Consider the following 24001-nt stretch of genomic DNA (forward strand, 5'->3'; position numbering starts at 1 on the left):
GGTCCGGCCGCGAAAGGCACAGTCGGGCGCCGAAAAACACACCCAATGCAGGGGAAACGCATGTCCGATCTCACCCTCGACGCCGCCCAGACCATCCTCTCCACCGCGCTCGGCCATTGCCGCGCCAGCAATTTCAAGCCGATGGCCGTGGTCGTGCTCGACGCACGCGGCGCCGTGAAGGTGTCGGCGGCGGAGGACGGCACCAGCCTCAAGCGCTTCGAGGTTGCCCATGGCAAGGCCTATGGCGCGCTGGCGCTCGGCATGGGCTCGCGCTCGATCTTCAAGCGGGCGAAGGAGCAGGCCTTCTTCGTCGCCTCGGTGACGGACGTGGTGGGCGGCGCGCTGGTGCCGGTGCCCGGCGGCGTGCTGATCCGCGATGCGGCCGGCGCGGTGATCGGCGCGGTCGGCATTTCCGGCGACACCTCAGAGAATGACGAAGCGGCGGCGAGCGCCGGCATTGCGGCGGCGGGTTTTGTCGCCGACCCCGGCGCGGACTGACCCTCGCTCACGATCTTGATACCGCCAGTTGAGGGCGCGCGGGAACTCCGCGCGCCCTCGGGCGTTTGGGCTTCTGGAATGCCGTGTCTGACTATTCTGAACGCAGGTTCAGAAATCTGAAATCTTGCTGCAGATTTCGTTCAGGGAGCATTCATGGAACAGCCGTTACATCCTGTGTAATGGTTGTAATTCGGAGGAAGCTACTATGAAGAAGCTCTCTATTGCTATCGCGACGGCGGCGATGGTCATCACCTCAAGCGTGATGCCGGCGATGTCCGCACCCTTTATCCCGCAGCCGGTGGCCCAGTCGACCTCGAATATCGAGCCGGTGCAGTACCGTCCGGGCTATCGCCAGGGCAACCGGCAGGGCTATCGCCAGGGTTACCGCCAGGGGCAGCGTCAGGGGTATCGCCAGGGCGCGCGCCGCGGTTACTGGAACAGCGGTCGCAACCACTATTACAATGGCTATCGCGGCTACAATTACTACCGCCCCGGCTATCGCCAGTATAATGGCTGGTGGTTCCCGGCCGGTGCCTTCGCGGCCGGCGCGATCATCGGCGGTGCCCTGGGCGCGGCCGCGAACCAGCCGACCTATTCCGGCGGCGGCAATGCCCATGTCCAGTGGTGCGCCAGCCAGTACCGCTCGTACCGCGCTTCGGACAACACGTTCCAGCCTTATAACGGCCCGCGCCAGCAGTGCGTCTCGCCCTACTGAGCCACGCTGGCACCAAAACGAAAAGCCCGGCTTCGGCCGGGCTTTTTTGTGGGATTGATGGCCCGTCCGTCAATGGCCCGAGAGGAAGGTTTCCATCGCCACACCGCGGCAGGCGTGGAACATGCCGATAAAGACCCCCTCGCGGGCGGAGAGATCGGTTCGACCCCACTCGGCATAGGTGACCCGGCGCTCGGGGGAGGGGACGGCGCGCAGAGCGGCGGGCAACGTTTGGGCTAGGCAGGAAAGGACCAGAGCGCGAACTGCTTCCAGTCCGCATTGGCGACCGGCGGCGTTCAGCGATTCCGGGCGGATCTCCTGGACCCGCCGTGCCGCTCCGTCGAGCAAAAACGTCTGCTCCTTATTCGGTGCACCACTTTCTTCAAGAAGGCGCCGCAGCTTGACCTGCACGGCGCTCACGCTGGCTTGGCCGCAAGCCGCTGGCGTCGCCGCGCAGTTCAGGGCCGTCCCGAGGATCGAGCAGAACAGGAAAAACCGTATCGCGAACGGCGGCATCGTCGGGTCGTCTCCCGGGAGGCGCCATTCGGCAGCCAGCGCGAGGCTCACCTGATTTTTGTGGTAGCGGGAGAGGGACTTGAACCCCCGACCCCAGGATTATGATTCCCGTGCTCTAACCAGCTGAGCTACCCCGCCACAGCGAACCGGCGAACCGATGCGCGAAGTGGCGCGATATAAGGAAGCGGGCCGGACGGTGTCAAGGCGGGAAAGCGCATTGCCCCCGACAGTGTCACCAGTGTGCGGCGGCGGGCCGGCTCTCCAGCACTTCCGCAAGGCGACGCCGGGTCGCCGGGGAGGTGTCCGGCGGCAGGGCAGAGACGGGGAAGAAGCCGATTTCGGCGATTTCGCGGTTCGGCCGCCACTCGGCGCGGCGCTCGAAACGCTCGACAATATAAACCGCGACATGGTCGCGCGCGCCGAGGTGGCGGTTGAGCAGCAGGCCATGGAGACGGGGCGCGGCGGTGACGGTGATCGCCGCTTCTTCCAGCAGTTCCCGCACTACGGCATCGGCGGCACTTTCGCCGCGATCGACGCCGCCGCCCGGCAGGTGCCAGCCCGGCACATAGGTGTGGCGCAGTAGAAGAAAGGCGCCGTCTTCGTCCCTCACCACGGCGCGCACACCGAGGGTGACGCTGCGGGTCAGGCGGGTCCAGCGGTGGGCGAGCCGGACGAAAAGCCGTTGGAAGGGCGTCATTCGCGTGGGCGGACTGCCGAAAGCGTGACCGTCGGCGCTTTCCTTTCCCTGCTCCGGGCTGATAAGGATGCCCGCGTGTTTGTTCTCGCCCATGTCACCGACGCCCATCTGGGACCGCTGCCGCGCGCTCGCTTCGCCGAGCTGGCGGGAAAGCGGGCGCTTGGCGTGCTCAACTGGCGGCGCGGCCGCCAGCACCGTTTTTCCGTCGCCACGATCGACCTGCTGGTCGACGACATCAAGGCGATGGCGCCCGATCATATCGCGGTGACCGGCGATCTCGTGAATGTCGGCCTCGCGGCCGAATTCGCCACCGGGCTGAACTTCCTCAAATCGCTGGGTGACGGCCTCGATGTGACGGTCGTGCCCGGCAATCACGACGCCTATGTCCGCTCCACCGCTCACCATTCGCTCCTCAACTGGGGCGACTATATGCGTGGTGACGGGGCGAATGGCGATGTGACCGATGAAAGCGCCTTTCCCTTCGTGCGCCGGCGCGGCGAGGTGGCGCTGATCGGCGTGTCTTCCGCGATTCCCACCCGTCCCTTCATGGCGACCGGCAAGGTGGGCCGGGCGCAGTGCGAGCGGCTGGGGGCGGTGCTGGACCAGCTTGGCGCCGAGGGGCTGTTCCGGGTGGTGATGATCCACCATCCGCCCGCCGGCCTGCGCGCCGGGCACAAGCGGCTGATCGACGAGGAGCGCGTGCGCGAGGTTCTCGCCCGCTACGGGGCCGAGCTCGTCATTTGCGGCCATGACCATGTGCCGATGGTGGAGATGATTCCCGGCCCGCATTCGGGCCTGATTCCGGTCGTCGAGGCGCCGTCCTTCGCCGCCGGTCCGGAGGACCGCCACTGGCCGGGCGGCTACCACCTCTACCGCATCGAGCGCGTGTCGGACGGCGGCTTTCCCTGGCGCTGCACGCTGGAGGCGCGCGGCTTCCAGCAGGGCGAGACCACCGTGGCCTCGCGCGGGACACGGGTGATCACGGAAGCGATAAGCGGGCGGTGATCTCGGGGTAGAGGCTCGTCAGCGCGAACATGACCAGCGCGCCGAGAACAAGGCCCAGCAGGAAGGGCAGGGCGCGTCCGCCACCTTCGGCCCGTGGGGCTGGCGCAGCTTCCGGAGGCACGGGCACGGAATGGTGCGGCGCCGGGTGCGGTTCGACCGCCGCGATCTCCGGCGGAGCGCCGACGCTGACCATCGCCTGCTCGCGGGCGATCAGCCGGCGGGCAATGTAGCGCGTCACCGCGTCGACGATGTCATTGGCATTGGCGCTCTCGGCCAGCACGTGGCGGCCTGAGCGCGTATCCTGCAGGAAGCGGTAGGTGCGCCGGTCGCGCGCCAGCGTCACATGCGCGACCATGTCGATGAACAGACGCGGGATTTCGCCCGGCATCAGGCCGCGGTCGAACAGGTCGACATGCTCGAGCGGGACCTGGGCGAAGACCGGATCGAGCAGTTCGTTCAGCATGGACAGGCGGGCGAGGGTGGCGTCGCGCAGCTCGACGATGACGCCGGAACGCTCCGCCGCCTCCATCCGCGCGGCGCGGATGGCGTCGCGCAGCGAGAGGCCGGGCGTCTCGCCCCGCAGGCGCTCGTCGTCCATCGCGCTTTCGTCCCCGTTTCCCGTGCGCCCCATCATGGCGACATCGGGTTAATGGGCCGTTGGCGGGGGCGCCGCCACGTGCGGCCGCGGCCTCAGTACAGCGTGGCGCGGTAGCGCTCCAGCATCTCCGCCTGCGTTTCGGCGCTGGCCATGCCGAGCTGGTCGCGCATCATCTCGCCCATGCTGGGCAGGCGGTCGCGCGGCAGGAAGCTGTCCGGGTTCCACGCACCCGACCGCATGAAGGCCTTGGCGCAGTGCAGGTAGACCTCTTCCACCGCGATACGCAGCACCGTCGTCGGCGCCTTGCCGTTGACGATGAAACGCCCCAGCAGATCCGCATCGTCGCGGATCTCGGCGCGGCCATTCACCCGCAGCGTCTCGTCGACGCCGGGAATGAGAAAGAGCAGCCCCACTGCCGGGTTGGCGATGAGATTGGTGAGCGTGTCCAGCCGGTTATTGCCCGGCCGGTCCGGCAGCAGCAGGGTGGAGGGGTCCTCGACCACGACGAAGCCGGGCGCGTCGCCGCGCGGGGTGACATCGGCGCGGCCATCCGCGCCCATGGACGACAACATGACCAGCGGCGAAAAGCCGATGAAGTTGCGCGCGTGCGGATCAATGGCCGGCAGCACCTTGCGGCGGCTGCGCTCGCGCACCTCGCCATAGAGCGCACGGAGGTCCTCAAGGCGTGTGAGGGCGGCCATGATCTGTCCTTTCAGTTCTTCACCACAAGCTGCACCCGGTCGGCGCAGAAGCGGGCACGCGAATATTGGATTGGGCGGCGCTGGGCGTCGCCATTGATGGCATCCAGTACCATGACGGTGCGCCCGGCGGGGAGGGCGAGCAGGCGGCAATCCTCCTCATCGGCGGGGCGGGCGGTGATGCGAGTTTCCAGCCGGCGATAATCGCCGAGGCCGAGCGTCTCCAACGCCCGCGTCACCGAGCCGGTGGCGGCGACCAGGAGATCGAGATCGCGGCAGAGGTCGGCCTCGTACCAGTGCGAGGCGACGGTGATCGGCACGCCGTCGGCCTCGCGGATCATGTCCACCCGCAACACCTCGGCGCCGGGGGCGAGCCCCAGAGCCTGCGCGATCTCGGCGGAGGCCGGCTCGACGCGCGAGCCGATGAGCCGGCCGCCGGGGGCGCGGCCTTCGCGCGAGACGATCTCGGAAAAGCGGGTACGCGGGCCGATGGGGTAGCGGATCGGCGGTTCCTTGACGAAGGTGCCGCGCCCTGGCGTCGCCTCGATCAGTCGCCGCTCTGTGAGGTGGGCCAGCGCCCGGCGCAGCGTGTGGCGATTGACGCCAAAGCGTTCCGCCAGATCGTTTTCCGTCGGCAGGCGGGCGCCAGAGGCGATGCGGCCTTCGACGATGTCGGTCTCGATCCGCTCAGCGATCTGCTTCCACAGTGCGACGCCCGTGCCGCGCGCCACGTCTTCCGCCGGGGAGGGGGGCGTCGTCACGGCGCTGTCGTTTGTCGGGTCCATATTTCTACCGCGCTGCAAAAACTGCCCTTGCCTATTTGTATAGATGAATATACAAATCCGCCGAAATGTAAACGGCCTTGACGTCAGGTCAGCGGATTTTTCCCATGCAGCCTTCCCCTTCAAAATCCAATGATGGCGCGGCTTCCCGCTCGCCGCGGCAGGACGCGATGGCGTTGATGGCGCGGGCCGAGGCGGGCGAGCTTGAGGCCGTTCTGGCCGGTTTCGCCCCGCTGCCGGCGGCCTCCGATCTCAAGCCGCCCGAGGTCGGGCTGGTGATGCTGCGCGGCCGCACCGGCGGCGACGGCGCCCCGTTCAATCTCGGCGAGGCGACGGTTTCCCGGGCGGCGGTGCGGCTGGAAGGGGGCGCCAGCGGCTTCGCCTATCGCCTCGGGCGCGATGTGAAGGCGGCCCGCGCGGCCGCTATCCTCGACGCGCTGTGGCAGGACGGTGCCCGTCGGGCCGAGGTCGAGGCCGCGCTGGCGCCGGTGCGGGCGCGGCTGGCGGCGGAAGCGGCGCAGGTGCGGGCCGAGACGGCGGCCACCAAGGTCGATTTCTTCACCCTGGTGCGCGGGGAAGATTGATATGTCTCAGACACTTATGGCCACGGGCTTTGCCGATCCCGTCTTCGACCAGCAGGCGACCTTCCGCGCCGCCATGTGGGCGCTGTCGCGCCCCGGGCGGGTGGAGCCGATCCGCGCCGGGCTCACCCCGCCAGCGCCGCTCAATGCGGAAGCGGCGGCGCTGGCGCTGGCGCTGTGCGACTATGAGACCCCGCTCTGGCTCGACCCCGTGCTCGCGGGCACGCCGGCCGTGGCCGATTTCCTGCGCTTCCACACCGGCGCGCCGATCGTCGCGGAGGCGCGCGAGGCGCGCTTCGCGCTGATCGCCGAACCCGCTGAAATGCCTGACTTTTACGACTTCGCGCAAGGCTCGCCCGAGTTCCCCGACGCCTCCGCAACGCTGATCCTGCAGGTCGACTCCTTCACCGCCGGGCTGGTGCTGGAAGGGCCGGGAATCAATGGCCGGACCGCTTTCGGCGCGGCGCCTTTGCCGGCGGACTTTATCGAGCGGATGGCGGCGAATCGGGCGGGCTTTCCGCTTGGGGTCGACCTTCTGCTGGCGGGGGCTGGCGGGGTTGCCGGCCTGCCGCGTTCCGTCACCGTGAAGGAGGGTTGAGCCATGTATGTGGCGGCCAAAGGCGGCGAAAAAGCCATCCGCAACGCGCACGCGCTTCTCGCTAAGCGTCGGCGCGGCAAAAGGAATTTGCCCTCCGTCAGCCTCGCCCAGATCGCGCAGCAATTGACGCTGGCGGTGGACCGGGTGATGGCGGAGGGGTCGCTTTACGATGTGGAACTGGCGGCGCTGGCGGTGAAGCAGGCGCGCGGCGATCTGATCGAGGCGATCTTCCTCATCCGCGCCTTCCGCACCACCCTGCCGCGCTTCGGCTACGCACAAGCCCTTGATACGTCTGAGATGCTCGTGCGCCGGCGGGTGTCGGCGACCTATAAAGACCTGCCGGGCGGCCAGCTTCTCGGTCCCACCTTCGACTATACTCACCGGCTTCTGGATACCTCTCTCGGCGTGACCGATGAGTCCGGTGAGGTGGACGATGAGACCGATCCGGCCGATCCGGCCGCCGACGCCCCCGTCGCCATGCCGCGCGTCACCGATCTGCTCGGGCAGGAGGGGCTGATCGAGGCCGCCCCCGCCGATGAGGGCGCCGAACCCTTCGACATCACCCGCGCGCCGGTCTCCTTCCCCGTCGACCGTCCCACCCGGCTGCAGACGCTGGCGCGCGGCGATGAGGGCTATCTGCTCGCGCTCGGCTATTCCACCCAGCGTGGCTATGCCCGCTCGCACCCCTTTGTCGGCGAGATCCGCTTCGGCGATGTCGAGGTGATCTTCGAGGCGCCGGAACTCGGCTTCGAACTCTCGCTCGGCACCGTGCAGGTGACAGAGTGCCAGAGCGTGAACCAGTTCAAGGGCTCGGCGACCACGCCGCCGCAGTTCACCCGCGGCTACGGGCTGGTGTTCGGGCAATGCGAGCGCAAGGCGCTGTCCATGGCGCTGGTGGAGCGGGCGCTGCGCTGGAAGGAACTGGGCGAGGAGCCGGGCGCCCCGGCGCAGGACGAGGAATTCGTGCTCTCGCATTGCGACAATGTGCAGGCGACCGGCTTCGTCGAGCATCTCAAGCTGCCGCATTACGTCGACTTCCAGGCGGAACTCGACCTCGTGCGCCGCATGCGCGCCGAGCAGGCGGCCGAGCGGCCGGCGGACGGGATCAAGGAGGCGGCGGAATGAACGCCCACGCGACCGGGGCCATGCCCGAAATCACCTATAATTTCGCCTATCTCGACGAACAGACGAAGCGGATGATCCGCCGGGCGATCCTCAAGGCGATCGCCGTGCCGGGCTATCAGGTGCCGTTCGCCGCCCGCGAAATGCCGATGCCCTATGGCTGGGGCACGGGCGGTGTGCAGGTCACCGCCGCCGTGCTCGGGCCGGACGATGTTCTGAAAGTCATCGACCAGGGCGCCGACGACACCACCAATGCCGTGGCCATTCGCGGCTTCTTCGAGAAGACGGCGCGGGTCGCCACCACCACCTCGGCACGCGAGGCGACGGTCATCCAGACCCGCCACCGCATTCCCGAAACGCCGCTGGCCGAGCACCAGATCCTCGTCTATCAGGTGCCGATTCCCGAGCCGCTGCGCTTTCTGGAGCCGCGCGAGACCGAGACGCGGCAGCTGCACGCGCTGGCGGAATATGGCCTCATGCATGTGAAGCTGTATGAGGACATCGCCCGCCACGGCCATATCGCCACCACCTATGCCTACCCGGTGGAGGTGGCGGGGCGCTATGTGATGGACCCGTCCCCCATCCCGAAATTCGACAACCCCAAGCTCGACGATTGCCCGGCGCTGCAATTGTTCGGTGCCGGGCGCGAGAAGCGCATCTACGCCATTCCGCCTTACACAAAGGTGCGCTCGCTCGATTTCGAGGACCATCCCTTCCGGGTGCAGCGCTTCGCCCAGCCCTGCGCGCTGTGCGCGGCCACGGGCGTCTATCTCGACGAGGTGATCCTCGACGACAGGGGCGGGCGGATGTTCGTCTGCTCCGACACCGATTACTGCAACGGGCGGCAGGAAGCGGGCCATCGCGGCGAGATGGCCGGGGAGTCGGGCCGCGCTTCCCCCTCACCCCAGCCCTCTCCCCCGCGGGGAGAGGGAGCAGACGGCGCACTTAACCTCTCCCCGACGGGGAGAGGTCGGCCCGAAGGGCCGGGTGAGGGGACTTCGGGCGTGCCTGCCACGCCGTCTTCCCGGCCGGAATCGCGCGGCCGGGAGGAAGGGCATCGGGGGAAGAAGTCGACCCCGGTGGGAGAGGGGGCATGAGGGCGCTCTCCACCGACCATCCTTCGAGGCCGGGCTTTGCCCGGCACCTCAGGATGACGGCGTACCCGTCATCCGGGGATGACGGAAGCTCTCCGTCTTCGGGGGATGCTGTCCCGCCAACCGAACAACGTCATCCTGAGGTGCGAGCGCAGCGAGCCTCGAAGGATGCAGCCTTGCCGCGCGCTCTCCGCGAAGGGTGACCAGCCATGACCGAACAGCCGCTCCTCATCGCCGAGGGTCTTTCCAAGAATTACGGCGCCCGCCTCGGCTGCCGCGACGTGTCGCTGGAGGTCTATCCCGGCGAAGTGCTGGCCGTGGTCGGGGAATCCGGCTCGGGCAAGTCGACCCTGCTCGGCCTGCTCTCCACCGAGCTGGAAGCCAGCGCCGGAAGCGTCTCCTACCGGCTGCGTGACGGGCGGATGGCCGACCTCGCCAGCCTCGGCGCCGCCGAGAAGCGGCTGTTGATGCGCACCGATTGGGGCTTCGTGCGGCAGAACCCGGCGGACGGGCTGCGCATGGCGGTCTCCGCCGGCGGCAATGTCGGCGAGCGGCTGATGGCGGTCGGCTGGCGGCACTATGGCAACATCCGCAATGAGGCGATCGACTGGCTGGCCAAGGTCGAAATCGCCGCTGACCGGGTGGATGACGACCCGCGCGCCTTTTCCGGCGGCATGCGCCAGCGGCTGCAGATCGCCCGCAACCTCGTCACCCGCCCGCGCCTCGTGTTCATGGACGAGCCGACCGGCGGGCTCGATGTCTCGGTGCAGGCGCGGCTGCTCGACCTCATCCGCCAGCTGGTGGCGGAGCTGGGGCTGGCGGTGATCATCGTTACCCACGACCTCGCCGTCGCCCGGCTGCTCTCGCACCGCATGGTGGTGATGCGGCACGGGCGGGTGATCGAGACCGGCATCACCGACCAGGTGCTGGACGACCCGCGCGAGCCGTACACGCAGCTGCTCGTCTCTTCGGTGCTGGCGGCGTGAGCATGGCGACCCCCTCTTCACCGTCATCCCGGACGGCGCGGCACGCGCCGAGCCGGGATCGTCTGCCGACGGGAGCGCGCGGTCGGCCCGCGATCCCGGCTCTCCGCTTCGCTTCGGCCGGGATGACAAGGAAGACACGACATGGCGACTGACCCCATCCTTTCCGTTTCCGGCGTCGCCAAGACCTTCATCCTGCATCTGCGCGAAGGGGCCAGGCTGCCGGTCGTGAACGGCGCCGGCTTCGAGCTCTATGCCGGCGAGTGCGTGGCGCTGGGCGGGCCTTCGGGCGCGGGCAAAAGCTCGCTGCTGAAGATGGTCTACGGCAATTACCGCGTCGATGCGGGCGCGATCCGCGTGCGCGATGGCGATGAGGTGGTGGATGTCGCCACCGCGCCGCCCCGCCGGCTGATAAAACTGCGCGACACCACCATGGGCTATGTCAGCCAGTTCCTGCGGGTGATCCCCCGCGTCGGCGCCCGCGACGTGGTGGCCGAGCCGCTGATCCATGACGGCGTGGCGCCCGAGGAGGCGGTGGCGCGGGCGGGGGAGCTGCTGGCGCGGCTGAACCTGCCGGAGCGGCTGTGGAGCCTGCCGCCCGCCACCTTCTCCGGCGGTGAGCAGCAGCGGGTGAACATCGCCCGCGGCCTCATCGCCTATCGCCCGCTGCTGTTGATGGACGAGCCGACGGCGTCGCTGGACGCGGCCAACCGCGCCGTGGTGGTGCAGCTGATCGAGGAGAAGAAGCGGGCCGGCGTCGCCATTCTCGGCATTTTCCACGATGCGGAAGTGCGCGAGGCGGTGTGCGACCGGGTGATCGACGTGACCAGCTTCGGCCAGATGGCGGCGTGAGCGGCGCAGGCGTGACGGGCGCGGGCGTGACGGGCGGCAGCGTGAGGGAATGATGAACGAGACGGTCTATGCCAACGCCCTGCTGGTGCTGGAAGACGAGGTGCGCCCCGGCCATCTCGTGGTGCGCGACGGGATCATCACTGAGATCGGCGAGGGCACGGCGCCGCGCGGGGCCGTCGACATGGGCGGCGACCATGTGCTGCCCGGCTTTGTCGAACTGCACACCGACCATGTGGAGGGCCATCTCTACCCACGCCCGCGCGTGACCTGGAACGCCTTCGCCGCCGTGACCGCCTATGACGCGCAGATCGCCGCTTCCGGCATCACCACCGTGTTCGACTCGCTGCGCGTCTGGCCGGACAAGCGCGCCGCCGGCATGGATGGCGACGCGGCGCTGCTCGCCGCCACGGTGCGCGAGGCGGGTGCCGCCGGCGTGCTGCGGGCGGAACATTTCGTGCATCTGCGCTGCGAGGTGACCGCCGACGGCGTGGTGGAGGAAGCGGGCGCGCTGCTCGACGATGCCGGCGTGCGGCTGATCTCGCTGATGGATCACACGCCGGGGCAGCGCCAGTTCATGACCGAGGCGCAGTTCCGCAGCTATTACAAGAAGAAGAGCGGCATGAGCGACGCCGAGCTGGACCTCATCGTTTCCGAGCGGCAGGAGGCGCATGCCCGCTACGCCCGGCCCAACCGCGCCCGGCTGGTGGAGATGGCGCGCGCGCAGGGCATCGTGCTGGCGAGCCATGACGACGCCACCGACGACCATGTCACGGAGGCGATCGGGGATGGGGTAGCCATCGCCGAATTCCCCACCACCGACCGCGCGGCGGACGCCTCGCACAAGGCCGGCATCCGCGTGCTGATGGGCGCGCCCAATATCGTGCGCGGCGGCTCGCACACCGGCAATGTCGCCGCCGAGAGCCTGGCGCGGCGCGGCGTGCTCGACATTCTCTCCTCCGACTATGTGCCCGGCAGCCTGCTGCTGGCGGCGTTCGAGCTGCCGGCGCGCACGGAAGGCGTCATCACCCTGCCGCAGGCGGTGGCGATGGTGAGCGCCAACCCGGCGCAAGCGGCGGGGCTGAAGGATCGCGGCCGGCTGGCGCCGGGGCTGCGGGCGGATTTCATCCGCGTCTCGGCGGCCGGGGCCGGCCCGGCGGCGCGGGCGGTGTGGCGGCAGGGGGAGCGCGTGGCGTGAACGGCGAGGCGGTGGTGGCGCAGGCTTTGGACGCGGGCGAAAAGCTCGGCCCCGGCCTGCTGGTGCTGGTGGTCGGCCCCTCGGGCGCCGGCAAGGACACGCTGCTCGCCTATGCCCGCGCGCGGCTGGCCGAGCGCACCGACCTCCGCTTCGCCCGCCGGCGCATCACCCGGCCGGCGGATGCCACCGAGAACCATATCCCGCTGGACGAGCGCGATTTCGCCCAAGGGGTCGCGCTCGGCAGCTTCCCGCTCTACTGGCGGGCCAACGGGCTCAGCTACGCCTTAGGGGCGGAGGTGGCGGAGGATATTCTCGCCGGCTGCACCGTCGTCGCCAATGGCTCGCGCGCGGCGGTGAGCGAGGCGCGGCGCCGCTTCGCCCGGGTGAAGACGGTGCATGTCACCGCACCGGTGGAGATGCTGGCCGCGCGCATCGCCGCAAGGGGACGCGAGAGCGCGCAGGACGTGCTGGCCCGGCTGAAGCGCGAGCCTGCGCTCGACGCCCCGCCGGACCTCACCGTGCTGAATGTCGGGACGGTGGAGACCGCCGGCGCGGCGCTGGCGGATTTTCTCGGCGGGCTCGGCTGAGGGGGCGACTAGACGTCGGGTGCGAGCACGGTCGGCAGAGGATTGGTGCGCTCGCCCCTGCGGTGGCGGCGCTTGAACTTGCTCTGATACTCCCGCCGCTGTTTCGTGATCTCGTAGAGAACGATGCCGGAACTCGTTCCCAGGTTCAGGCTCTCGATCATGCCGAACATCGGAACGGAGACGCACATCGCGCTGCGCGCGACGGCCAGATCGCTGATGCCCGTCGCTTCACTGCCGAACCAGACGGCGAGTTTCGTGTGCGCCGTGTAATCGCCCTCGTGGAGAAAAAGGCTTGTCTTCCCCTTCACGTGCGGCGAGGTCACGATCGAGACGAAACCCTTCTTTTCCAGATGGTCGAAGCACTCCTCCGTGCTGTCGAAACGCTTGACGAAGGTCCACTTCACCGCCGAGACCGACGTGCTGGATATCGCGCGCCGTTCGCGCAGCTCCTGCCAGTCGTCCGGCAACGAACGACGCGGGTCGACGACATAGACCTTCTCGACGCCCAGTGCGTTGACGTTGCGGATGACGGTGCCGATGTTCTTTATGTCGGATGGATTTTCCAGGACGGCGATCAGATTCTTGCAGCGAAACGGCTTGATGGCCTCGGCGCGCTTGCGGACTGATGGCCTCGACTGAGCTTTTTCTTCCATGGCGACCTTGGAGCGAGTTCGGTTCGTCTCTGACGTGCGCTGTCTGCCGCGCAACGCTACCATAGGCCATGATCCGCGCGTCGCTCGTCGATTTTCTCAACACCGGCTGCCTCGGGCCTGTCCGGCCGGGCGTTTCGATGGAGGAGATCGTCGCCCTACTGGGGGAGCCGATCGAGACGATCGGTGAGCCGGCGCCGCATGCGACGCAGCGTCCCTATTGGGGCTACGGCGATCTTGAAATCAGCTTAGCGCAGCCAGAGGGAGCGGCGCCCTTTGTCGAGTTCCTGCAGATCGACAGGCCGGAGCGCCTGCGCGGGGCGGCGCGGCGCGTGGCGCCGCGTCTCATGCTCGACCTTCACGAGTTCAATGCACGCTCACGTCCCTCCGCGTTCATTCGTGCGGTGGATGAGATCGACCGGGTGAGCGTGTGTCTGGTCGACATCGCCCAGTATCCCGCCGTGACGGTGTATGTCGGGGAAGAAATTGAGATCAATTTCGACCTTGGCGCCGAAGATCCTGTCGAGACCTTGCCGCCGCTTGCCAGCTATGTACGCCAGCTAGATGAGGAGGCGAGGTGGCAGGACCTCTATGCCTATGATCCCCGCTGCCGAACCAGCCGGCGCGCGCGGGAAGAGACCTGGCCGGGCCGCTATGCACCGTTCATGCTGACGGGGCGCGATTATCTCGCGGCGCTGGAGGGCTGAGGCCGAGGGGGTGAAGCCGGCTTCCGGGCTTCCGGGGGGACGGCGTCGGCGGCAGCACCGGGATATGTCCGGCGCCGTCGCCGCTTTACTGCCGGTATTGCTGGATGCGCGTGGTGCGCAGGCCGGCGAGGCCGTGGCGGTCGATGGAGGCCTGCCAGGACAAGAACTCTTCCGTGGTCAACGTATAGCGGCTGCAGGCTTCCTCCAGGCTGAGGAGCCCGCCGCGGACGGCGGCAACAACTTCCGCCTTGCGGCGGATGACCCAGCGCCGGGTGTTCGGCGGGGGCAGATCGGCAATGGTCAACGGACTTCCGTCCGGCCCGATTACATACTTCACCCTCGGGCGATAGGGTTCTGTCATGTTTCACTCACTCAATACACACGACCAATGAAAGTGAGCATAGCGATGGAGATTTAAATATTCTCCTAAGCGAATCACCACCCCGTGAGCGCTAAGTGATTGCTGCTTCGTTAATAGTTGCGAAGGAGTTTGTTTACTTTTCGTGCCGCAACGGCAACGCTTCCGGTGTCTGCGCCAGGGCAAAATGTTACCGCAGGCGCCCGGGCGCGCCGCGCAGGGTTCATGAAATCGCCGAGGTGCCCTATATAGTGCGTCGCACGCGTCCTTTTTTCTCCCGGTTTCCGCCCCGCCATGATCCGTCTCGACGACACCGACCGAGCCCCCAGCCAGACGCGCGTCGTGGTCGCGATGTCGGGCGGCGTGGATTCCTCCGTCGTCGCCGCGCTTTACGCGCAGGCGGGCTATGATGTGGTGGGGGTGACGCTGCAGCTCTACGACCATGGCGAGGCGATGCACCACCGCCCCGGTGCCTGCTGCGCCGGGCAGGACATCTATGACGCGCGCACCGTGGCCGAGAAGCTCGGCATTCCGCATTATGTGCTCGACTATGAAAGCCGCTTCCGCCACGCGGTGATCGAGCGCTTCGCCGACGCCTATGCGGCCGGCGAGACGCCCATTCCCTGCGTCGACTGCAACCGCACGGTGAAGTTCCGCGACCTCTTGGAGACCGCGCGCGACCTCGGCGCCGACATTCTCGCCACCGGCCATTATGTCGCCAGCCGGACGATGGAAGGCGGGCGGCGCGGCCTGTTCCGCCCGCTGGATGAGAACCGCGACCAGAGCTATTTCCTCTACGCCACCACGCAGGCGCAGATCGACATGCTGCGCTTTCCGCTCGGCGAGACGACCAAGCCGGAAGTGCGTGCGCTGGCCGAGAGTTTTGGGCTGAAGGTGGCGGACAAGCCGGACAGCCAGGACATCTGCTTCGTGCCCAATGGCCATTACACCGCCATTGTCGAGAAGCTGCGCCCGGAGGCGGCCGAGCCGGGCGAGATCGTGCATCTCGACGGGCGGGTGCTGGGCCGGCATGCCGGGGTGATGCGCTTCACCATCGGCCAGCGCAAGGGGCTGGGCATTGCCGCGTCCGAGCCGCTCTATGTGGTGGGTATCGACGCCGCCCGTCGGCAGGTGGTGGTGGGGCCGCGCGCGGCGCTCGGCGTTTCCGCCATCCGCATCGACGAGGTGAACTGGCTCGGCGAAGAGACGCTTGACGAGGCCGCCGCGCGCGAGCGCGAGCTTTATGTGAAGGTGCGTTCCTCCCGCGCGCCGGTGCCCGGCCATCTCGCCCCCGCCGAGGGCGGCGGGGTGGAGGTGCGGCTGCACGGCACCGAGGAAGGCGTGGCGCCGGGGCAGGCCTGCGTGTTCTACGAGGATGGCGAGGCCGGCACCCGCATGCTCGGCGGCGGCGTGATCCGCCGCAAGCTGGCGCCGTTCACCACACTGACACGTGACGCGGAGATGATGGCACGTTCGGCCTGAGTTGACGTTACGTTAGAGCCCTTTCCGGTCCGGTGAATTCACCGGATCGATAAGAAAGTGCTCCAAGATCAGGAAACTGCAGCCGCGTCGCGTCGCGAGAAGGCTGCAGGAATGGGCGCGCCGGCCCGGCAAGTGCAAGGGGAACCGCATGAAGACCGATCTCGATCACGCCACCGTTCAAGAGGCCTATGCCGGCTGGGCGCCGATTTACGATATCGTCTTCGGCGCGGTGTTCGAGCCCGGCCGCAAGGCGGCGCTGCAGGCGGCAGAGAAGATCGGCGGGCGGATCCTCGATTTCGGTGTCGGCACCGGCTTCGCGCTGCCGGCCTATAAGCGCAGCAACCGCGTGGTCGGCGTCGACATTTCCGAGCCCATGCTGCGCAAGGCGCATGAGAAGGTGGCGAAGGAAAACCTCACCCATGTCGAGGGCCTGTGCCTGATGGACGGCGCCCATATGGGCTTCGCCGACCATTCCTTCGATGTGGTGATGGCGCAGTTCGTCATCACCGTGGTGCCGCACCCCGAAGAGACGCTGGACGAAATGGCCCGCGTGCTCAAGCCCGGCGGCGAGATCATTCTGGTGAACCATCTCGGCGCCGAGGATGGCCCGCGCGCCGCCTTCGAGCGCTGGTTCGCCCGCCGCGCCCGCAAGCTCGGCTGGCGCCCGGAATTCCAGTTCGCCCGGCTGCACAATTGGGCGGTGCGCAACGGCACGGTGGATTTGCCGGTCAAGCGCGACGTGGCGCTCGGCATGTACACGCTGGTGCGCTTCCGCAAGCGCACCGAGGCGGAGATGGCCACGGCGAGCGAGAGCGTGGCGCTGGTCGGCTGAGGGTGGTATTTGGCGGGGGCGTGCCGGCGCCTCGCCGGTGCGCGGCCCGCCACCCCCCAGCTTCCGGCAGATCATGGCCCTGTTCTCCCGCCGTCGCGGCATCGCCGCGCCTTTCGCCCTTCTCCTCAGCCTGCTCGCGCTTGCCATCGCCGCCCCGGCGCGGGCGCAGGAGGCTGGTGCCGTCACGGTGGCCGGCGGCGTGCGCTATGAATTTCTCGAACGCTGGGATGTCGCGCGCCTGAACGAGGTGCTGACCAAGGAAATCCCGGCCTTTGCCGGCATTAGCGTCAGCTACACGCCGGCGAAGAACGCGGTGAAGCTCTACCGCGTCACCTATCCCAGCCTCATTCCCGAACGCGGCAACCGGCCGACCGTGGCTACGGGGCTGATCGCCATTCCCGATGTCGAGGGCCGCAGCTTCCCGCTGGTGTCCTACCAGCACGGCACGGTGTACGGGAAACAGGAGGTGCCGTCCTTCATCGCCCAGTCGCCGGAGACGGCGCTGATGGTCGCCCAGTTCGCCGGGCAGGGCTATGTGGTGATCGGCGCCGATTATTTCGGCCTCGGCCTCTCAACCGAGCCGGAAGGCTATATGGTGAAGGCGAGCCACCAGCAGGCCACCGCCGACATGCTGGCCGCCAGCCGCCAGGTGCTGGCGGCGCTGAAGATCGACACGCCGAAGCTCTTTCTCGCTGGCTGGTCGCAGGGCGGCTTCGTCACCATGGCGCTGCTGGAAAAGCTGGAGGCGGAGGGCGTGAAGGTGGACGCCGCCGCCACCGCCAGCGCGCCGGTGGACATCTATGTCGCGCTGAGCGGCTTTCTCGACTTTCCCCGCCCGAACGATGCCAGCTGGGTGACCTCGCTGTTCATCCTCTCGTCCTTCTCGTTCGAGAATTACTATGGCGTGCCGGGGCTGGCGCGGGCGCTGCTGACCGAGGAGAGCTATGAGATCGCCCGCAAGGCCTATGCGCGCGAGCCCTATGACCCCGCCGCCATTCCCACCGACCTCACGAAGCTGATCCGCCCGGCCTATTTCGACCCGCGCTTCTTCGCGGAGTCGGCCTATGGGCGGCTGGTTCTGGCCACCACCGCCTATCGCTGGGTGATCCAATCGCCGGTGCGGAACTATTATGGCGAGGCGGATGAGGTGATTACCCCCGGCCTCGGCCAGCTGGCGCAGACCTATCAGCAGGCGATGGGCACGGGTAATCCGGCGGTGGAGGCGGTCTCGACCGGCAAGACCACCCACCGCGGCACCTTCGCCACCGCCGTGCCGCAGTGGAAGGCGTGGTTCGACGGGAGGTGAGGGGGGCTAGGGGCGCTTTTCGCTGGCGCACCATTGCTTCATCGCCACTAACAGTTCAGCGGTCGGGTAATCCCTGATGTCGCGCTCGGAGAACCCTGCCGCCAGTTGCTGCTCGTAGTACCACATTTGGAAGTCTTCATAGGCAGCGAGAATGCGCGTGGCGCCGTCAGCGCGGATGTCGGCCTCGCTCACCAGCCAGTTGCGGACCTTGCGGACCGCGGTTGCGAATTGTCCCGCATGGGCCTGGATATCGCAGCCGGCGAGATCCGAAATGGCGGCCTGATAGCGATAGGGCTTTTCTTCCAGGATGAGGATTCTCTTGGCGCGGTGCTCGCCACCCGAGAACTGCCGGCAGCCGTAGTCGAGGCCAAGCTCGAACGGCATGTTGAGCCGAAAATGCTCGCCCCGGCGCCGCGCCTGAATGCGGCTGAGATCGTGGATTGAGTATTTCGACTCGGCGATGAGCGTCTTGATCTTCTCAAGCCGCATCGCGCCCGAGTCGCCACTCTCCGTGGCGATGCGAGGCGTGAAGCCAAGATAGACGGTGCAGAACAGCACGGCCTGAAGAATGGGCTCGAATTCTTCGTCGAACGGGCAGTTGATGAAGACGCTTCTGGCGAAGTCCGGCAAGGATCACCCCTTGGGCGGTAAGGGATCCTTGCCGTAGGACAACCGCTCGCGAATGCGGCCGTCGGTGCCGTGAATGTAAAGCTCGGTGCCGCGCTCCTTGGCGATCGAGCGTGCGCGCGCCACGGCTTCCTGCTGCGTGGCGAACGTCGCACTGGCGCGGCCGGCACCCGTCGTCCGGACGATCCACTTGTCGCCACGCGGCGCGACATGTTGCGATTTCGTCGACATGACTATGACCGATCTGCTCAATGTCTCCCGCCAAATATATAAGCGCCGGCCCGCCCCCTACAATCGAATTCCCATTGGGACGTGGCTGCAGCGGGGCTCACCCCCACCACACCTCCGGCCCCACCGGCACCACGCCCGTCGGGTTGATGGTCTTGTGGCTCTCGTAATAGTGCCGCTTGATGTGGGTGAGGTTCACCGTGCCGGCGACACCGGGCAGGGCGTAGAACGCCCGCACATAGCGCGACAGGTTCTTGTAGTCGAAGATCCGGCGGATATTGCACTTGAAGTGGCCGACATAGACCGGATCGAAGCGGATCAGCGTGGTGAACAGGCGGATATCGGCTTCGGTCAGCGCCTCGCCCAGCAGCCAGTCGCGGCCCTCAAGCTTTGCTTCCAGCGCGTCCAGCTCCTTGAACAGGGCGGTGACCGCCTCCTCATAGGCGTCTTGCGCGGTGGCGAAGCCGGCTTTGTAGACGCCATTGTTCACCGCGTCATAGACGCGGGCGTTCAGCGCATCGATCTCCTCGGCGAGGGCGGCGGGGTAATAATCGTGCCGGTCCTCGGTGAAGGCGGCGAAGGCGGTGTTGAGCATGCGGATGATTTCCGCCGATTCGTTGCTGACGATGGTGCCGCGCGTCTTGTCCCACAGCACCGGCACGGTGACGCGGCCGGAATAGGCGGGATCGGCGGCGAGATAGACCTCGTAGAGCCGCTGCTTGCCGAGCACGGCATCGGTGGTGGCGCCCTCGCTGCGGCGGGCGGCGTGGTCGGCGAACACCCAGCCTTCCTCGCCCATGAAGGGATCGACCACCGAGACGGAGATGATGTCTTCCAGCCCTTTCAGCGCCCGCATGATGAGAGTGCGGTGCGCCCAGGGGCAGGCGAGCGAGACATAGAGATGGTAACGCCCGGCCTCGGCGGGAAAGCCGCCTTCACCGGTCGGGCCGGGGCTGCCGTCCGCCGTGATCCAGTTGCGGAAGCTCGTGGTGGTGCGCACGAAGCGCCCGCCCGTGCTCTTGGTGTCGTACCATTTGTCGACCCACTTGCCTTCGACCAGCAGTCCCATGCGCACTCTCCCTGTGTGCGGCAGACAATAGGGCGCGCGGCGGAGGAGGCCAGCTTTCCCGTTTGCACGCAGGAGAGGGCGGTCTTGCGCGGATGCCGGTGACGTCGTCAGCCGGCGGGGGCGAGGCGCTTCACATAGAGCAGCGTCGCGGTCAGCCCGCCATGCGGCTTCAGCGCGAAATCCGGGATGGCGCCGACGCGGATGAACCCGGCTTTCTCATAGAGCCCGGCGGCGCCTTCCTGCTCGGCGGTGTCGAGCACCAGCAGTGTGCGGCCGCGCAGGGCGGCCTGCCGCTCGGCCTCCAGTAGCAGCGCGCGGGCCAGGCCCCGGCCGCGAAAGCCGGGCGCGGTCATCATCTTGGCGATCTCGGCCCGGTGCGGCTGGTTCTCCGGCAGAGCGAGCAGCAGCGTCACGGTGCTCGCGAGCGTGCCGTCGACAAAGGCGCCGAACACGATGCGCTCGCCCCGCGCCGCCGCTTCCAGGCTGGCGCGGGCGAAGCCGGCCGCCTTTTCCGGCGCCACGGGATGCATGAAGCCGACCGAGCCGCCCCCCGCCACCGTCTCGATGAGCAGGGCGGCGAGGGCGTCGATGGTGGCGGCGTCGGGGCCGAGCGGGCGGATATCGGGCGCGGTCATGCGCATGAGCCTATTCCATGCGCTCCGTGCCCGGCAACGGCTCGACCTCGCGCGCGGTCCGTGCTATCGGGCGCGTCCGATCGAGGAAAGCCCGATGTTCCGGTTGCCGGCCCAGCGACGACGAGACGAGCGAGCCCGCCGCGCCTTTGCGCGCGTGTGCCTGCCCGTTCGCGCCCGCCGGCGGCCGTGATCCACGGCCGCTCGGTGCGGCGAACCGCCGATCCTGAGCGCCGAGACACCCGATGACCGAGCTTTCCATTTCCCTGCTCTCTGAGACCCCCGCCGACGATGCCGCCATCGAGCGGCTGATCGCCCGCACTTTCGGCCCCGGCCGCTATGCCCGCACCGCCTTCCGGCTGCGCGAGGGCAACCCGCACCGGCGCGACCTTTCCTTCACCGCCTCCATCGGCACCATGCTGGTCGGCTCGGTGCGGCTGACGCCGATCGTCATCGGCGACCTGCCAGCGCTGCTGCTCGGCCCGCTGACGGTGGAGCCGCCGTTCCGCTCGCATGGCATCGGCCGGCGGCTGGTGGAACGGGCGCTGGAGGCGGCGAAGGCAGTGCTGGCGCAGGGCGATGGCGCGGCGCGCCTGGTGCTGCTGGTGGGCGACGAGCCCTATTATGGCCGCATGGGCTTCCAGCGCGTGCCGCGCGGGCAGGTGAGCCTGCCCGGCCCGGTGGACCCCGCCCGCGTGCTGGTGTGCCCGCTCGACGCCACGCCGCTGGACGAGGTGCGCGGCGCGGTGCGCAAGGCCTTTGCCCCCGCAGCGCTTCAGGAAAGCGCGTAGCGCAGCCGCGCCATGCCATTGGCATAGCGCTCGGTGTCTTCAAGCTGCAGCCGCCGGGCCGGCGTTGCGCCCGGCGGGAACAGCGGAATGCCGCCGCCGAGCAGCACGGGGATCACGAACAGGTCCAGCCGGTCGAAGGCGCCGGCGGCGATGAAAGCCGCCTGCAGCCCGCCGCCGCCGACCACCCAGGCCGCACCCTCGCTGTCGTTGCCGCCACGCACATGGGCGATCAGCGCCGGCACGCCTTCCGTCCAAGCGGCAACGCCAGGAGGGGCGTCGGGCAGCGGGCGCGAGGTGACGATCAGGCCGCGCCGTCCGGCATAGGGCCAGCCGCCCGGCATGGCCATGATCGCCTCATAGGTCGCGCGGCCCATCACCACCGTGCCGATCTCGGCAATGAAGGCGTCATAGCCGGAATCGACATCGTCGAACGGGGTGAGCCAGTCGAGGCAGCCGTCGTTGTCGGCAATGTAGCCATCAAGGCTGGCGGCGATGAAGCCATAGATGCGGGTCATGGGCGCTCCGAGTCGTTGGCGCACGAACATGACCGGTCGCAAGCGCGGGGGCCAGCCCCGGCGCCCCGCTTATGCAGAGGCCACGCGCAGGGGTGGCCCTACCGTCCCTCGCGCGCCCAGGCGGCGGCGACGCCGGCGAGCAGGATGAGCAGGCCGGACAGGCCGGCAAAGAGCGGGAACAGGCCGAGCCCGCGCACGACGGAGACTTCGCGCATCTGCAGGCCCATCCAGTCCTCGCCGGCGAAGCGCTCGCCCGAGCGCACGGCGACGACGCGCGGCACCAGGCCGGCCAGGTCCGCCATGCGCCACACGCCGCCGCCGGTCGCTTCGAGGATCGGGCGCAGCGTCTGCGTGGTCGAGGTCACCTCGGCGAATTCGCGCGGGTTGAGCGGGCCGATATTCACCAGCGCCGTGTGGGTGCCGTCGCTGGCGCGCCACAGGCCGAGCATGTCGGCGGGGAAGGTGACGCGGAACAGGCCGGGCGCGGCAGGCTCCAGCGTCACCTGCCGGGTAGCGCCGGTGGGCGTGGTGATGGTGACGGGCGGGGCGCTGTCGCCCATGGTCTGGCGCTCGACCATGATGTCGCCGCCGCTGGCCACCATGCGCAGCCGCTCCTCCTCCAGATCCGGCTCCTTCATCAGCCAGTGCGAGAGCCGGCGCAGCAGGTCGATATGCGGGCCGCCGCCCTCATAGCCGCGTGCCCACAGCCAGAAATGATCGGACAGCAGCAAGGCGACGCGGCCTTCGCCGACGCGGTCGAGCAGCACCACGGGCTTGCCGTTCGGCCCGTCCATCACGCTGGTGCCGCGCGCGGCGTCGGTGTCGACCAGGCGGAAGAAGCGCGACCAGGCCGGCGGCGTGCTTTCCGAGCCCGGCAGGGCGCGGGTGACGGGGTGGCGCTGGCCGGCCTGCGTCAGTTGCGGGCGGTAGGGCGTCTCGGTCATCTGCCCCGTCGGGCCGGCGGGCAGGATGGCGTCGAGCGGGGTGTAATAGACCGAGCCGTCGGAGATGTAGTCGGTGCCGGCGGAGACCAGCAGCGCGCCGCCCTCCTGCACATAGCGCACGATATTGTCGAAATAGATCATCGGCAGCACGCCCTGCTGGGCGTAGCGGTCGAAGATGATGAGATCGAAATCCTTGATCTTCTGCTGGAACAGCTCGCGCGTCGGGAAGGCGATCAGCGAGAGTTCGTTGATCGGCGTGCCGTCCTGCTTCTCCGGCGGGCGCAGGATGGTGAAGTGGACGAGATCGACATTCGCGTCGGATTTCAACAGGTTGCGCCAGGTGCGCTCGCCGACATGCGGCTCGCCGGAGACGAGCAGCACGCGCAGCTTGTCGCGCACGCCGTCGATGGAGACGGCGGCGCGGTTGTTGACCGGGGTGAGCTCGCCCTCCAGCCCCGCCGCCTCGATCTCGATGATGTTGGCCCCGGCATGGGTGATCTCGACATCAACCTGCGCCGGCTGGCCTGAGGTGACGATGGGGCGGGCCACCACCTCGCCATCGCGGCGCACGGTGACGGCGACGCGCGCCCCGGCCGGGGCGCCCTCATCCTCGACGCGGTAGCCGATGGTCTGGTTCTGCCCGACAATGCCGAAGCGCGGGGTGGAGGTGAGCGCCACGCGGCGGTCGCGCTCGCCCTCATGGCCGGAGATGATGGCGTGCACCGGTGCGCGGAAGCCGAGCGCGGCAACGGTGGCGGGAATATCATGCACACGGCCGTCGGTGAGGAGGATGGCGCCGGCCACCCGCTCGGGCGGCACATCGGCGAGGCCGGCGGAAAGCGCGGTGAACAGGCGCGTGCCGTCCACCTCGCCGGCGCCGCCGCCGGCATCAATGAAGCGGATTTCGGCGCCCTGCTCCTTCAGCCGGGCGAGGCGGCTGTCGAGCTCGGTGCGGGCTGCCTGCGTCATCTGCGTGCGCTCGCCGAAATCCTGGCTGGCGCTCTGGTCGACGACGACGGCGACCACGGTGGAAAGCGGCTCGCGCTCCTCGCGGGTCAGCGAGGGGTTGGCGAGCGCCAGCACCGCGAGGGCGATGGCGAGCGCGCGCAGCAGCGAGCCGCGGGTGCGCGAGACAATGACCAGCAGCGCCACCGCGCTGGCGATCACCGCCGCGGCGATGAGCCAGGGCAGCGGGATCAGCGGATCGAAGGCGAGGCCGAGATTCATGCGGCGGCTCCGTGCCCGTCGGGCAACGTCATCCTGAGGCGCCCGGCGGAGCCGGGCCTCGAAGGATGCTCATTGGCGATGGTGGCCTGTGTCGGCATCCTTCGAGGCTCGCTGC

The 24001-nt window shown here is 68.4% G+C and carries 28 protein-coding genes, 1 tRNA gene and 1 pseudogene; 16 read left to right on the plus strand and 14 right to left on the minus strand.

Going from position 1 to position 24001, the window contains the following annotated elements; translation table 11 throughout:
• The first annotated feature begins 60 nt into the window (after positions 1–60).
• Together ACO07Z_RS19480 and ACO07Z_RS19485 are read left to right on the plus strand one after the other, a co-directional pair.
• Entirely contained in the window at positions 61–498 is a 438-nt protein-coding gene (locus tag ACO07Z_RS19480) for a GlcG/HbpS family heme-binding protein (protein ID WP_421700226.1), read from the plus strand.
• Positions 499–703: 205 nt separating this feature from the next.
• Entirely contained in the window at positions 704–1213 is a 510-nt protein-coding gene (locus tag ACO07Z_RS19485; RefSeq protein WP_421700227.1) for a BA14K family protein, read from the plus strand.
• 69 nt (positions 1214–1282) lie between these two features.
• On the opposite strand, the gene ACO07Z_RS19490 is transcribed toward ACO07Z_RS19485, so the two are convergent.
• The 3 genes from ACO07Z_RS19490 to ACO07Z_RS19500 all read right to left on the minus strand — a co-directional run bounded on the left by ACO07Z_RS19490 (position 1283) and on the right by ACO07Z_RS19500 (position 2423).
• Positions 1283–1777, minus strand: coding sequence for a hypothetical protein (locus ACO07Z_RS19490; RefSeq protein ID WP_421700228.1), 495 nt, complete (start codon positions 1775–1777; stop codon positions 1283–1285).
• Positions 1778–1787: 10 nt separating this feature from the next.
• Positions 1788–1864 (minus strand) — tRNA-Met (locus tag ACO07Z_RS19495).
• Between the two features lie 94 nt (positions 1865–1958).
• Positions 1959–2423: an NUDIX domain-containing protein gene (locus tag ACO07Z_RS19500; RefSeq protein WP_421700229.1), complete on the minus strand. Its 465-nt coding sequence runs from the start codon at positions 2421–2423 to the stop codon at positions 1959–1961.
• A gap of 75 nt (positions 2424–2498) precedes the next feature.
• Between ACO07Z_RS19500 and ACO07Z_RS19505 the strand changes: the two genes are divergently transcribed.
• Positions 2499–3428 carry a metallophosphoesterase family protein gene (locus tag ACO07Z_RS19505; protein ID WP_421700230.1) on the plus strand — a complete coding sequence of 310 codons (930 nt, stop codon included), beginning with the start codon at positions 2499–2501 and terminating at the stop codon, positions 3426–3428.
• Here the strand turns inward: ACO07Z_RS19505 and ACO07Z_RS19510 are convergent.
• The 3 genes from ACO07Z_RS19510 to phnF form a co-directional block, all read right to left on the minus strand.
• Positions 3403–4026: a hypothetical protein gene (locus ACO07Z_RS19510; protein ID WP_421700231.1), complete on the minus strand. Its 624-nt coding sequence runs from the start codon at positions 4024–4026 to the stop codon at positions 3403–3405. The genes ACO07Z_RS19505 and ACO07Z_RS19510 overlap by 26 nt on opposite strands.
• Positions 4027–4118: 92 nt before the next feature.
• The gene (locus tag ACO07Z_RS19515; RefSeq protein ID WP_421700232.1) at positions 4119–4727 is read right to left on the minus strand and encodes a pyridoxamine 5'-phosphate oxidase family protein; all 609 of its coding nucleotides are present in this window, start codon (positions 4725–4727) and stop codon (positions 4119–4121) included.
• Positions 4728–4738: 11 nt separating this feature from the next.
• The gene (gene phnF, locus ACO07Z_RS19520) at positions 4739–5485 is read right to left on the minus strand and encodes a phosphonate metabolism transcriptional regulator PhnF (RefSeq protein ID WP_421700233.1); all 747 of its coding nucleotides are present in this window, start codon (positions 5483–5485) and stop codon (positions 4739–4741) included.
• Between the two features lie 128 nt (positions 5486–5613).
• On the opposite strand from phnF, the gene phnG reads away from it, so the two are divergent.
• From phnG to phnN, 8 genes and pseudogenes are all read left to right on the plus strand, one after another.
• On the plus strand, positions 5614–6090 hold the full coding sequence (gene phnG, locus ACO07Z_RS19525; RefSeq protein WP_421700234.1) for a phosphonate C-P lyase system protein PhnG: 477 nt from the start codon (positions 5614–5616) through the stop codon (positions 6088–6090).
• Position 6091: 1 nt separating this feature from the next.
• Positions 6092–6685 carry a phosphonate C-P lyase system protein PhnH gene (gene phnH, locus ACO07Z_RS19530; protein WP_421700235.1) on the plus strand — a complete coding sequence of 198 codons (594 nt, stop codon included), beginning with the start codon at positions 6092–6094 and terminating at the stop codon, positions 6683–6685.
• Positions 6686–6688: 3 nt separating this feature from the next.
• Positions 6689–7810, plus strand: a complete 1122-nt coding sequence (locus tag ACO07Z_RS19535; protein ID WP_421700236.1) for a carbon-phosphorus lyase complex subunit PhnI — start codon at positions 6689–6691, stop codon at positions 7808–7810.
• Positions 7807–8688 (plus strand): annotated as a pseudogene (locus ACO07Z_RS19540) (alpha-D-ribose 1-methylphosphonate 5-phosphate C-P-lyase PhnJ); the annotation flags it as partial. The gene ACO07Z_RS19535 and the pseudogene ACO07Z_RS19540, both read left to right, overlap by 4 nt.
• A 422-nt stretch (positions 8689–9110) precedes the next feature.
• The gene (gene phnK, locus ACO07Z_RS19545; RefSeq protein ID WP_421700237.1) at positions 9111–9887 is read left to right on the plus strand and encodes a phosphonate C-P lyase system protein PhnK; all 777 of its coding nucleotides are present in this window, start codon (positions 9111–9113) and stop codon (positions 9885–9887) included.
• 141 nt (positions 9888–10028) lie between these two features.
• Positions 10029–10736: a phosphonate C-P lyase system protein PhnL gene (gene phnL, locus ACO07Z_RS19550; RefSeq protein WP_421700238.1), complete on the plus strand. Its 708-nt coding sequence runs from the start codon at positions 10029–10031 to the stop codon at positions 10734–10736.
• Between the two features lie 52 nt (positions 10737–10788).
• Positions 10789–11931: an alpha-D-ribose 1-methylphosphonate 5-triphosphate diphosphatase gene (locus tag ACO07Z_RS19555; RefSeq protein ID WP_421700239.1), complete on the plus strand. Its 1143-nt coding sequence runs from the start codon at positions 10789–10791 to the stop codon at positions 11929–11931.
• Entirely contained in the window at positions 11928–12518 is a 591-nt protein-coding gene (gene phnN, locus ACO07Z_RS19560) for a phosphonate metabolism protein/1,5-bisphosphokinase (PRPP-forming) PhnN (RefSeq protein ID WP_421700240.1), read from the plus strand. Before ACO07Z_RS19555 ends, phnN begins: the two co-directional genes overlap by 4 nt.
• Before the next feature lie 8 nt (positions 12519–12526).
• On the opposite strand, the gene ACO07Z_RS19565 is transcribed toward phnN, so the two are convergent.
• Positions 12527–13234 (minus strand): TrmH family RNA methyltransferase, encoded by a 708-nt coding sequence (locus tag ACO07Z_RS19565; RefSeq protein WP_421700241.1) that lies wholly within the window; start codon positions 13232–13234, stop codon positions 12527–12529.
• Between the two features lie 5 nt (positions 13235–13239).
• Between ACO07Z_RS19565 and ACO07Z_RS19570 the strand changes: the two genes are divergently transcribed.
• Entirely contained in the window at positions 13240–13875 is a 636-nt protein-coding gene (locus tag ACO07Z_RS19570; RefSeq protein ID WP_421700242.1) for a hypothetical protein, read from the plus strand.
• 85 nt (positions 13876–13960) lie between these two features.
• Here ACO07Z_RS19570 and ACO07Z_RS19575 read toward each other — a convergent pair whose 3' ends face one another.
• Positions 13961–14236 carry a DUF1153 domain-containing protein gene (locus ACO07Z_RS19575; protein ID WP_244375589.1) on the minus strand — a complete coding sequence of 92 codons (276 nt, stop codon included), beginning with the start codon at positions 14234–14236 and terminating at the stop codon, positions 13961–13963.
• A 291-nt stretch (positions 14237–14527) separates the two neighbouring features.
• On the opposite strand from ACO07Z_RS19575, the gene mnmA reads away from it, so the two are divergent.
• From mnmA to ACO07Z_RS19590, 3 genes are all read left to right on the plus strand, one after another.
• Positions 14528–15715 (plus strand): tRNA 2-thiouridine(34) synthase MnmA, encoded by a 1188-nt coding sequence (gene mnmA / locus ACO07Z_RS19580; RefSeq protein ID WP_421700243.1) that lies wholly within the window; start codon positions 14528–14530, stop codon positions 15713–15715.
• A 148-nt stretch (positions 15716–15863) separates the two neighbouring features.
• A complete protein-coding gene (locus ACO07Z_RS19585) occupies positions 15864–16547 on the plus strand; it encodes a class I SAM-dependent methyltransferase (protein WP_421700244.1) in 684 nt (227 codons plus the stop codon).
• Between the two features lie 73 nt (positions 16548–16620).
• Positions 16621–17853 carry an alpha/beta hydrolase family protein gene (locus ACO07Z_RS19590; protein WP_421700245.1) on the plus strand — a complete coding sequence of 411 codons (1233 nt, stop codon included), beginning with the start codon at positions 16621–16623 and terminating at the stop codon, positions 17851–17853.
• Positions 17854–17859: 6 nt separating this feature from the next.
• On the opposite strand, the gene ACO07Z_RS19595 is transcribed toward ACO07Z_RS19590, so the two are convergent.
• From ACO07Z_RS19595 to ACO07Z_RS19610, 4 genes are all read right to left on the minus strand, one after another.
• Positions 17860–18483, minus strand: coding sequence for a hypothetical protein (locus tag ACO07Z_RS19595; protein WP_421700246.1), 624 nt, complete (start codon positions 18481–18483; stop codon positions 17860–17862).
• 3 nt (positions 18484–18486) lie between these two features.
• Positions 18487–18711, minus strand: a complete 225-nt coding sequence (locus ACO07Z_RS19600; RefSeq protein WP_421700247.1) for a DUF2188 domain-containing protein — start codon at positions 18709–18711, stop codon at positions 18487–18489.
• Between the two features lie 97 nt (positions 18712–18808).
• On the minus strand, positions 18809–19777 hold the full coding sequence (locus ACO07Z_RS19605) for a glutathione S-transferase family protein (protein ID WP_421700248.1): 969 nt from the start codon (positions 19775–19777) through the stop codon (positions 18809–18811).
• 107 nt (positions 19778–19884) lie between these two features.
• Positions 19885–20412, minus strand: coding sequence for a GNAT family N-acetyltransferase (locus ACO07Z_RS19610; RefSeq protein ID WP_421700847.1), 528 nt, complete (start codon positions 20410–20412; stop codon positions 19885–19887).
• 242 nt (positions 20413–20654) lie between these two features.
• On the opposite strand from ACO07Z_RS19610, the gene ACO07Z_RS19615 reads away from it, so the two are divergent.
• Positions 20655–21200 (plus strand): GNAT family N-acetyltransferase, encoded by a 546-nt coding sequence (locus ACO07Z_RS19615; protein ID WP_421700249.1) that lies wholly within the window; start codon positions 20655–20657, stop codon positions 21198–21200.
• Here the strand turns inward: ACO07Z_RS19615 and ACO07Z_RS19620 are convergent.
• Complete coding sequence (locus ACO07Z_RS19620) at positions 21185–21715, minus strand: dihydrofolate reductase family protein (protein WP_421700250.1); 531 nt, start codon at positions 21713–21715, stop codon at positions 21185–21187. The two genes, ACO07Z_RS19615 and ACO07Z_RS19620, sit on opposite strands and share 16 nt — an antisense overlap.
• 98 nt (positions 21716–21813) lie before the next feature.
• Positions 21814–23886: a hypothetical protein gene (locus tag ACO07Z_RS19625; RefSeq protein ID WP_421700251.1), complete on the minus strand. Its 2073-nt coding sequence runs from the start codon at positions 23884–23886 to the stop codon at positions 21814–21816.
• Between the last annotated feature and the right edge of the window lie 115 nt (positions 23887–24001).

It is taken from the genome of Ancylobacter sp. (assembly GCF_965229075.1).
GTDB lineage: Bacteria > Pseudomonadota > Alphaproteobacteria > Rhizobiales > Xanthobacteraceae > Ancylobacter.

What these genes read in the sequence shown, in the direction of transcription:
- ACO07Z_RS19480 (WP_421700226.1), top strand. Translation starts at nt 61, where the DNA reads ATGTCCGATCTCACCCTCGACGCCGCCCAGACCATCCTCTCCACCGCG.
- ACO07Z_RS19485 (WP_421700227.1), top strand. Translation starts at nt 704, where the DNA reads ATGAAGAAGCTCTCTATTGCTATCGCGACGGCGGCGATGGTCATCACC.
- ACO07Z_RS19500 (WP_421700229.1), bottom strand. Translation starts at nt 2,423, where the DNA reads ATGACGCCCTTCCAACGGCTTTTCGTCCGGCTCGCCCACCGCTGGACC.
- ACO07Z_RS19510 (WP_421700231.1), bottom strand. Translation starts at nt 4,026, where the DNA reads ATGGACGACGAGCGCCTGCGGGGCGAGACGCCCGGCCTCTCGCTGCGC.
- ACO07Z_RS19515 (WP_421700232.1), bottom strand. Translation starts at nt 4,727, where the DNA reads ATGGCCGCCCTCACACGCCTTGAGGACCTCCGTGCGCTCTATGGCGAG.
- phnG (WP_421700234.1), top strand. Translation starts at nt 5,614, where the DNA reads ATGCAGCCTTCCCCTTCAAAATCCAATGATGGCGCGGCTTCCCGCTCG.
- phnH (WP_421700235.1), top strand. Translation starts at nt 6,092, where the DNA reads ATGTCTCAGACACTTATGGCCACGGGCTTTGCCGATCCCGTCTTCGAC.
- ACO07Z_RS19535 (WP_421700236.1), top strand. Translation starts at nt 6,689, where the DNA reads ATGTATGTGGCGGCCAAAGGCGGCGAAAAAGCCATCCGCAACGCGCAC.
- phnK (WP_421700237.1), top strand. Translation starts at nt 9,111, where the DNA reads ATGACCGAACAGCCGCTCCTCATCGCCGAGGGTCTTTCCAAGAATTAC.
- phnL (WP_421700238.1), top strand. Translation starts at nt 10,029, where the DNA reads ATGGCGACTGACCCCATCCTTTCCGTTTCCGGCGTCGCCAAGACCTTC.
- ACO07Z_RS19555 (WP_421700239.1), top strand. Translation starts at nt 10,789, where the DNA reads ATGAACGAGACGGTCTATGCCAACGCCCTGCTGGTGCTGGAAGACGAG.
- ACO07Z_RS19565 (WP_421700241.1), bottom strand. Translation starts at nt 13,234, where the DNA reads ATGGTAGCGTTGCGCGGCAGACAGCGCACGTCAGAGACGAACCGAACT.
- ACO07Z_RS19570 (WP_421700242.1), top strand. Translation starts at nt 13,240, where the DNA reads ATGATCCGCGCGTCGCTCGTCGATTTTCTCAACACCGGCTGCCTCGGG.
- ACO07Z_RS19575 (WP_244375589.1), bottom strand. Translation starts at nt 14,236, where the DNA reads ATGACAGAACCCTATCGCCCGAGGGTGAAGTATGTAATCGGGCCGGAC.
- mnmA (WP_421700243.1), top strand. Translation starts at nt 14,528, where the DNA reads ATGATCCGTCTCGACGACACCGACCGAGCCCCCAGCCAGACGCGCGTC.
- ACO07Z_RS19585 (WP_421700244.1), top strand. Translation starts at nt 15,864, where the DNA reads ATGAAGACCGATCTCGATCACGCCACCGTTCAAGAGGCCTATGCCGGC.
- ACO07Z_RS19590 (WP_421700245.1), top strand. Translation starts at nt 16,621, where the DNA reads ATGGCCCTGTTCTCCCGCCGTCGCGGCATCGCCGCGCCTTTCGCCCTT.
- ACO07Z_RS19600 (WP_421700247.1), bottom strand. Translation starts at nt 18,711, where the DNA reads ATGTCGACGAAATCGCAACATGTCGCGCCGCGTGGCGACAAGTGGATC.
- ACO07Z_RS19605 (WP_421700248.1), bottom strand. Translation starts at nt 19,777, where the DNA reads ATGGGACTGCTGGTCGAAGGCAAGTGGGTCGACAAATGGTACGACACC.
- ACO07Z_RS19610 (WP_421700847.1), bottom strand. Translation starts at nt 20,412, where the DNA reads ATGACCGCGCCCGATATCCGCCCGCTCGGCCCCGACGCCGCCACCATC.
- ACO07Z_RS19615 (WP_421700249.1), top strand. Translation starts at nt 20,655, where the DNA reads ATGACCGAGCTTTCCATTTCCCTGCTCTCTGAGACCCCCGCCGACGAT.
- ACO07Z_RS19620 (WP_421700250.1), bottom strand. Translation starts at nt 21,715, where the DNA reads ATGACCCGCATCTATGGCTTCATCGCCGCCAGCCTTGATGGCTACATT.
- ACO07Z_RS19625 (WP_421700251.1), bottom strand. Translation starts at nt 23,886, where the DNA reads ATGAATCTCGGCCTCGCCTTCGATCCGCTGATCCCGCTGCCCTGGCTC.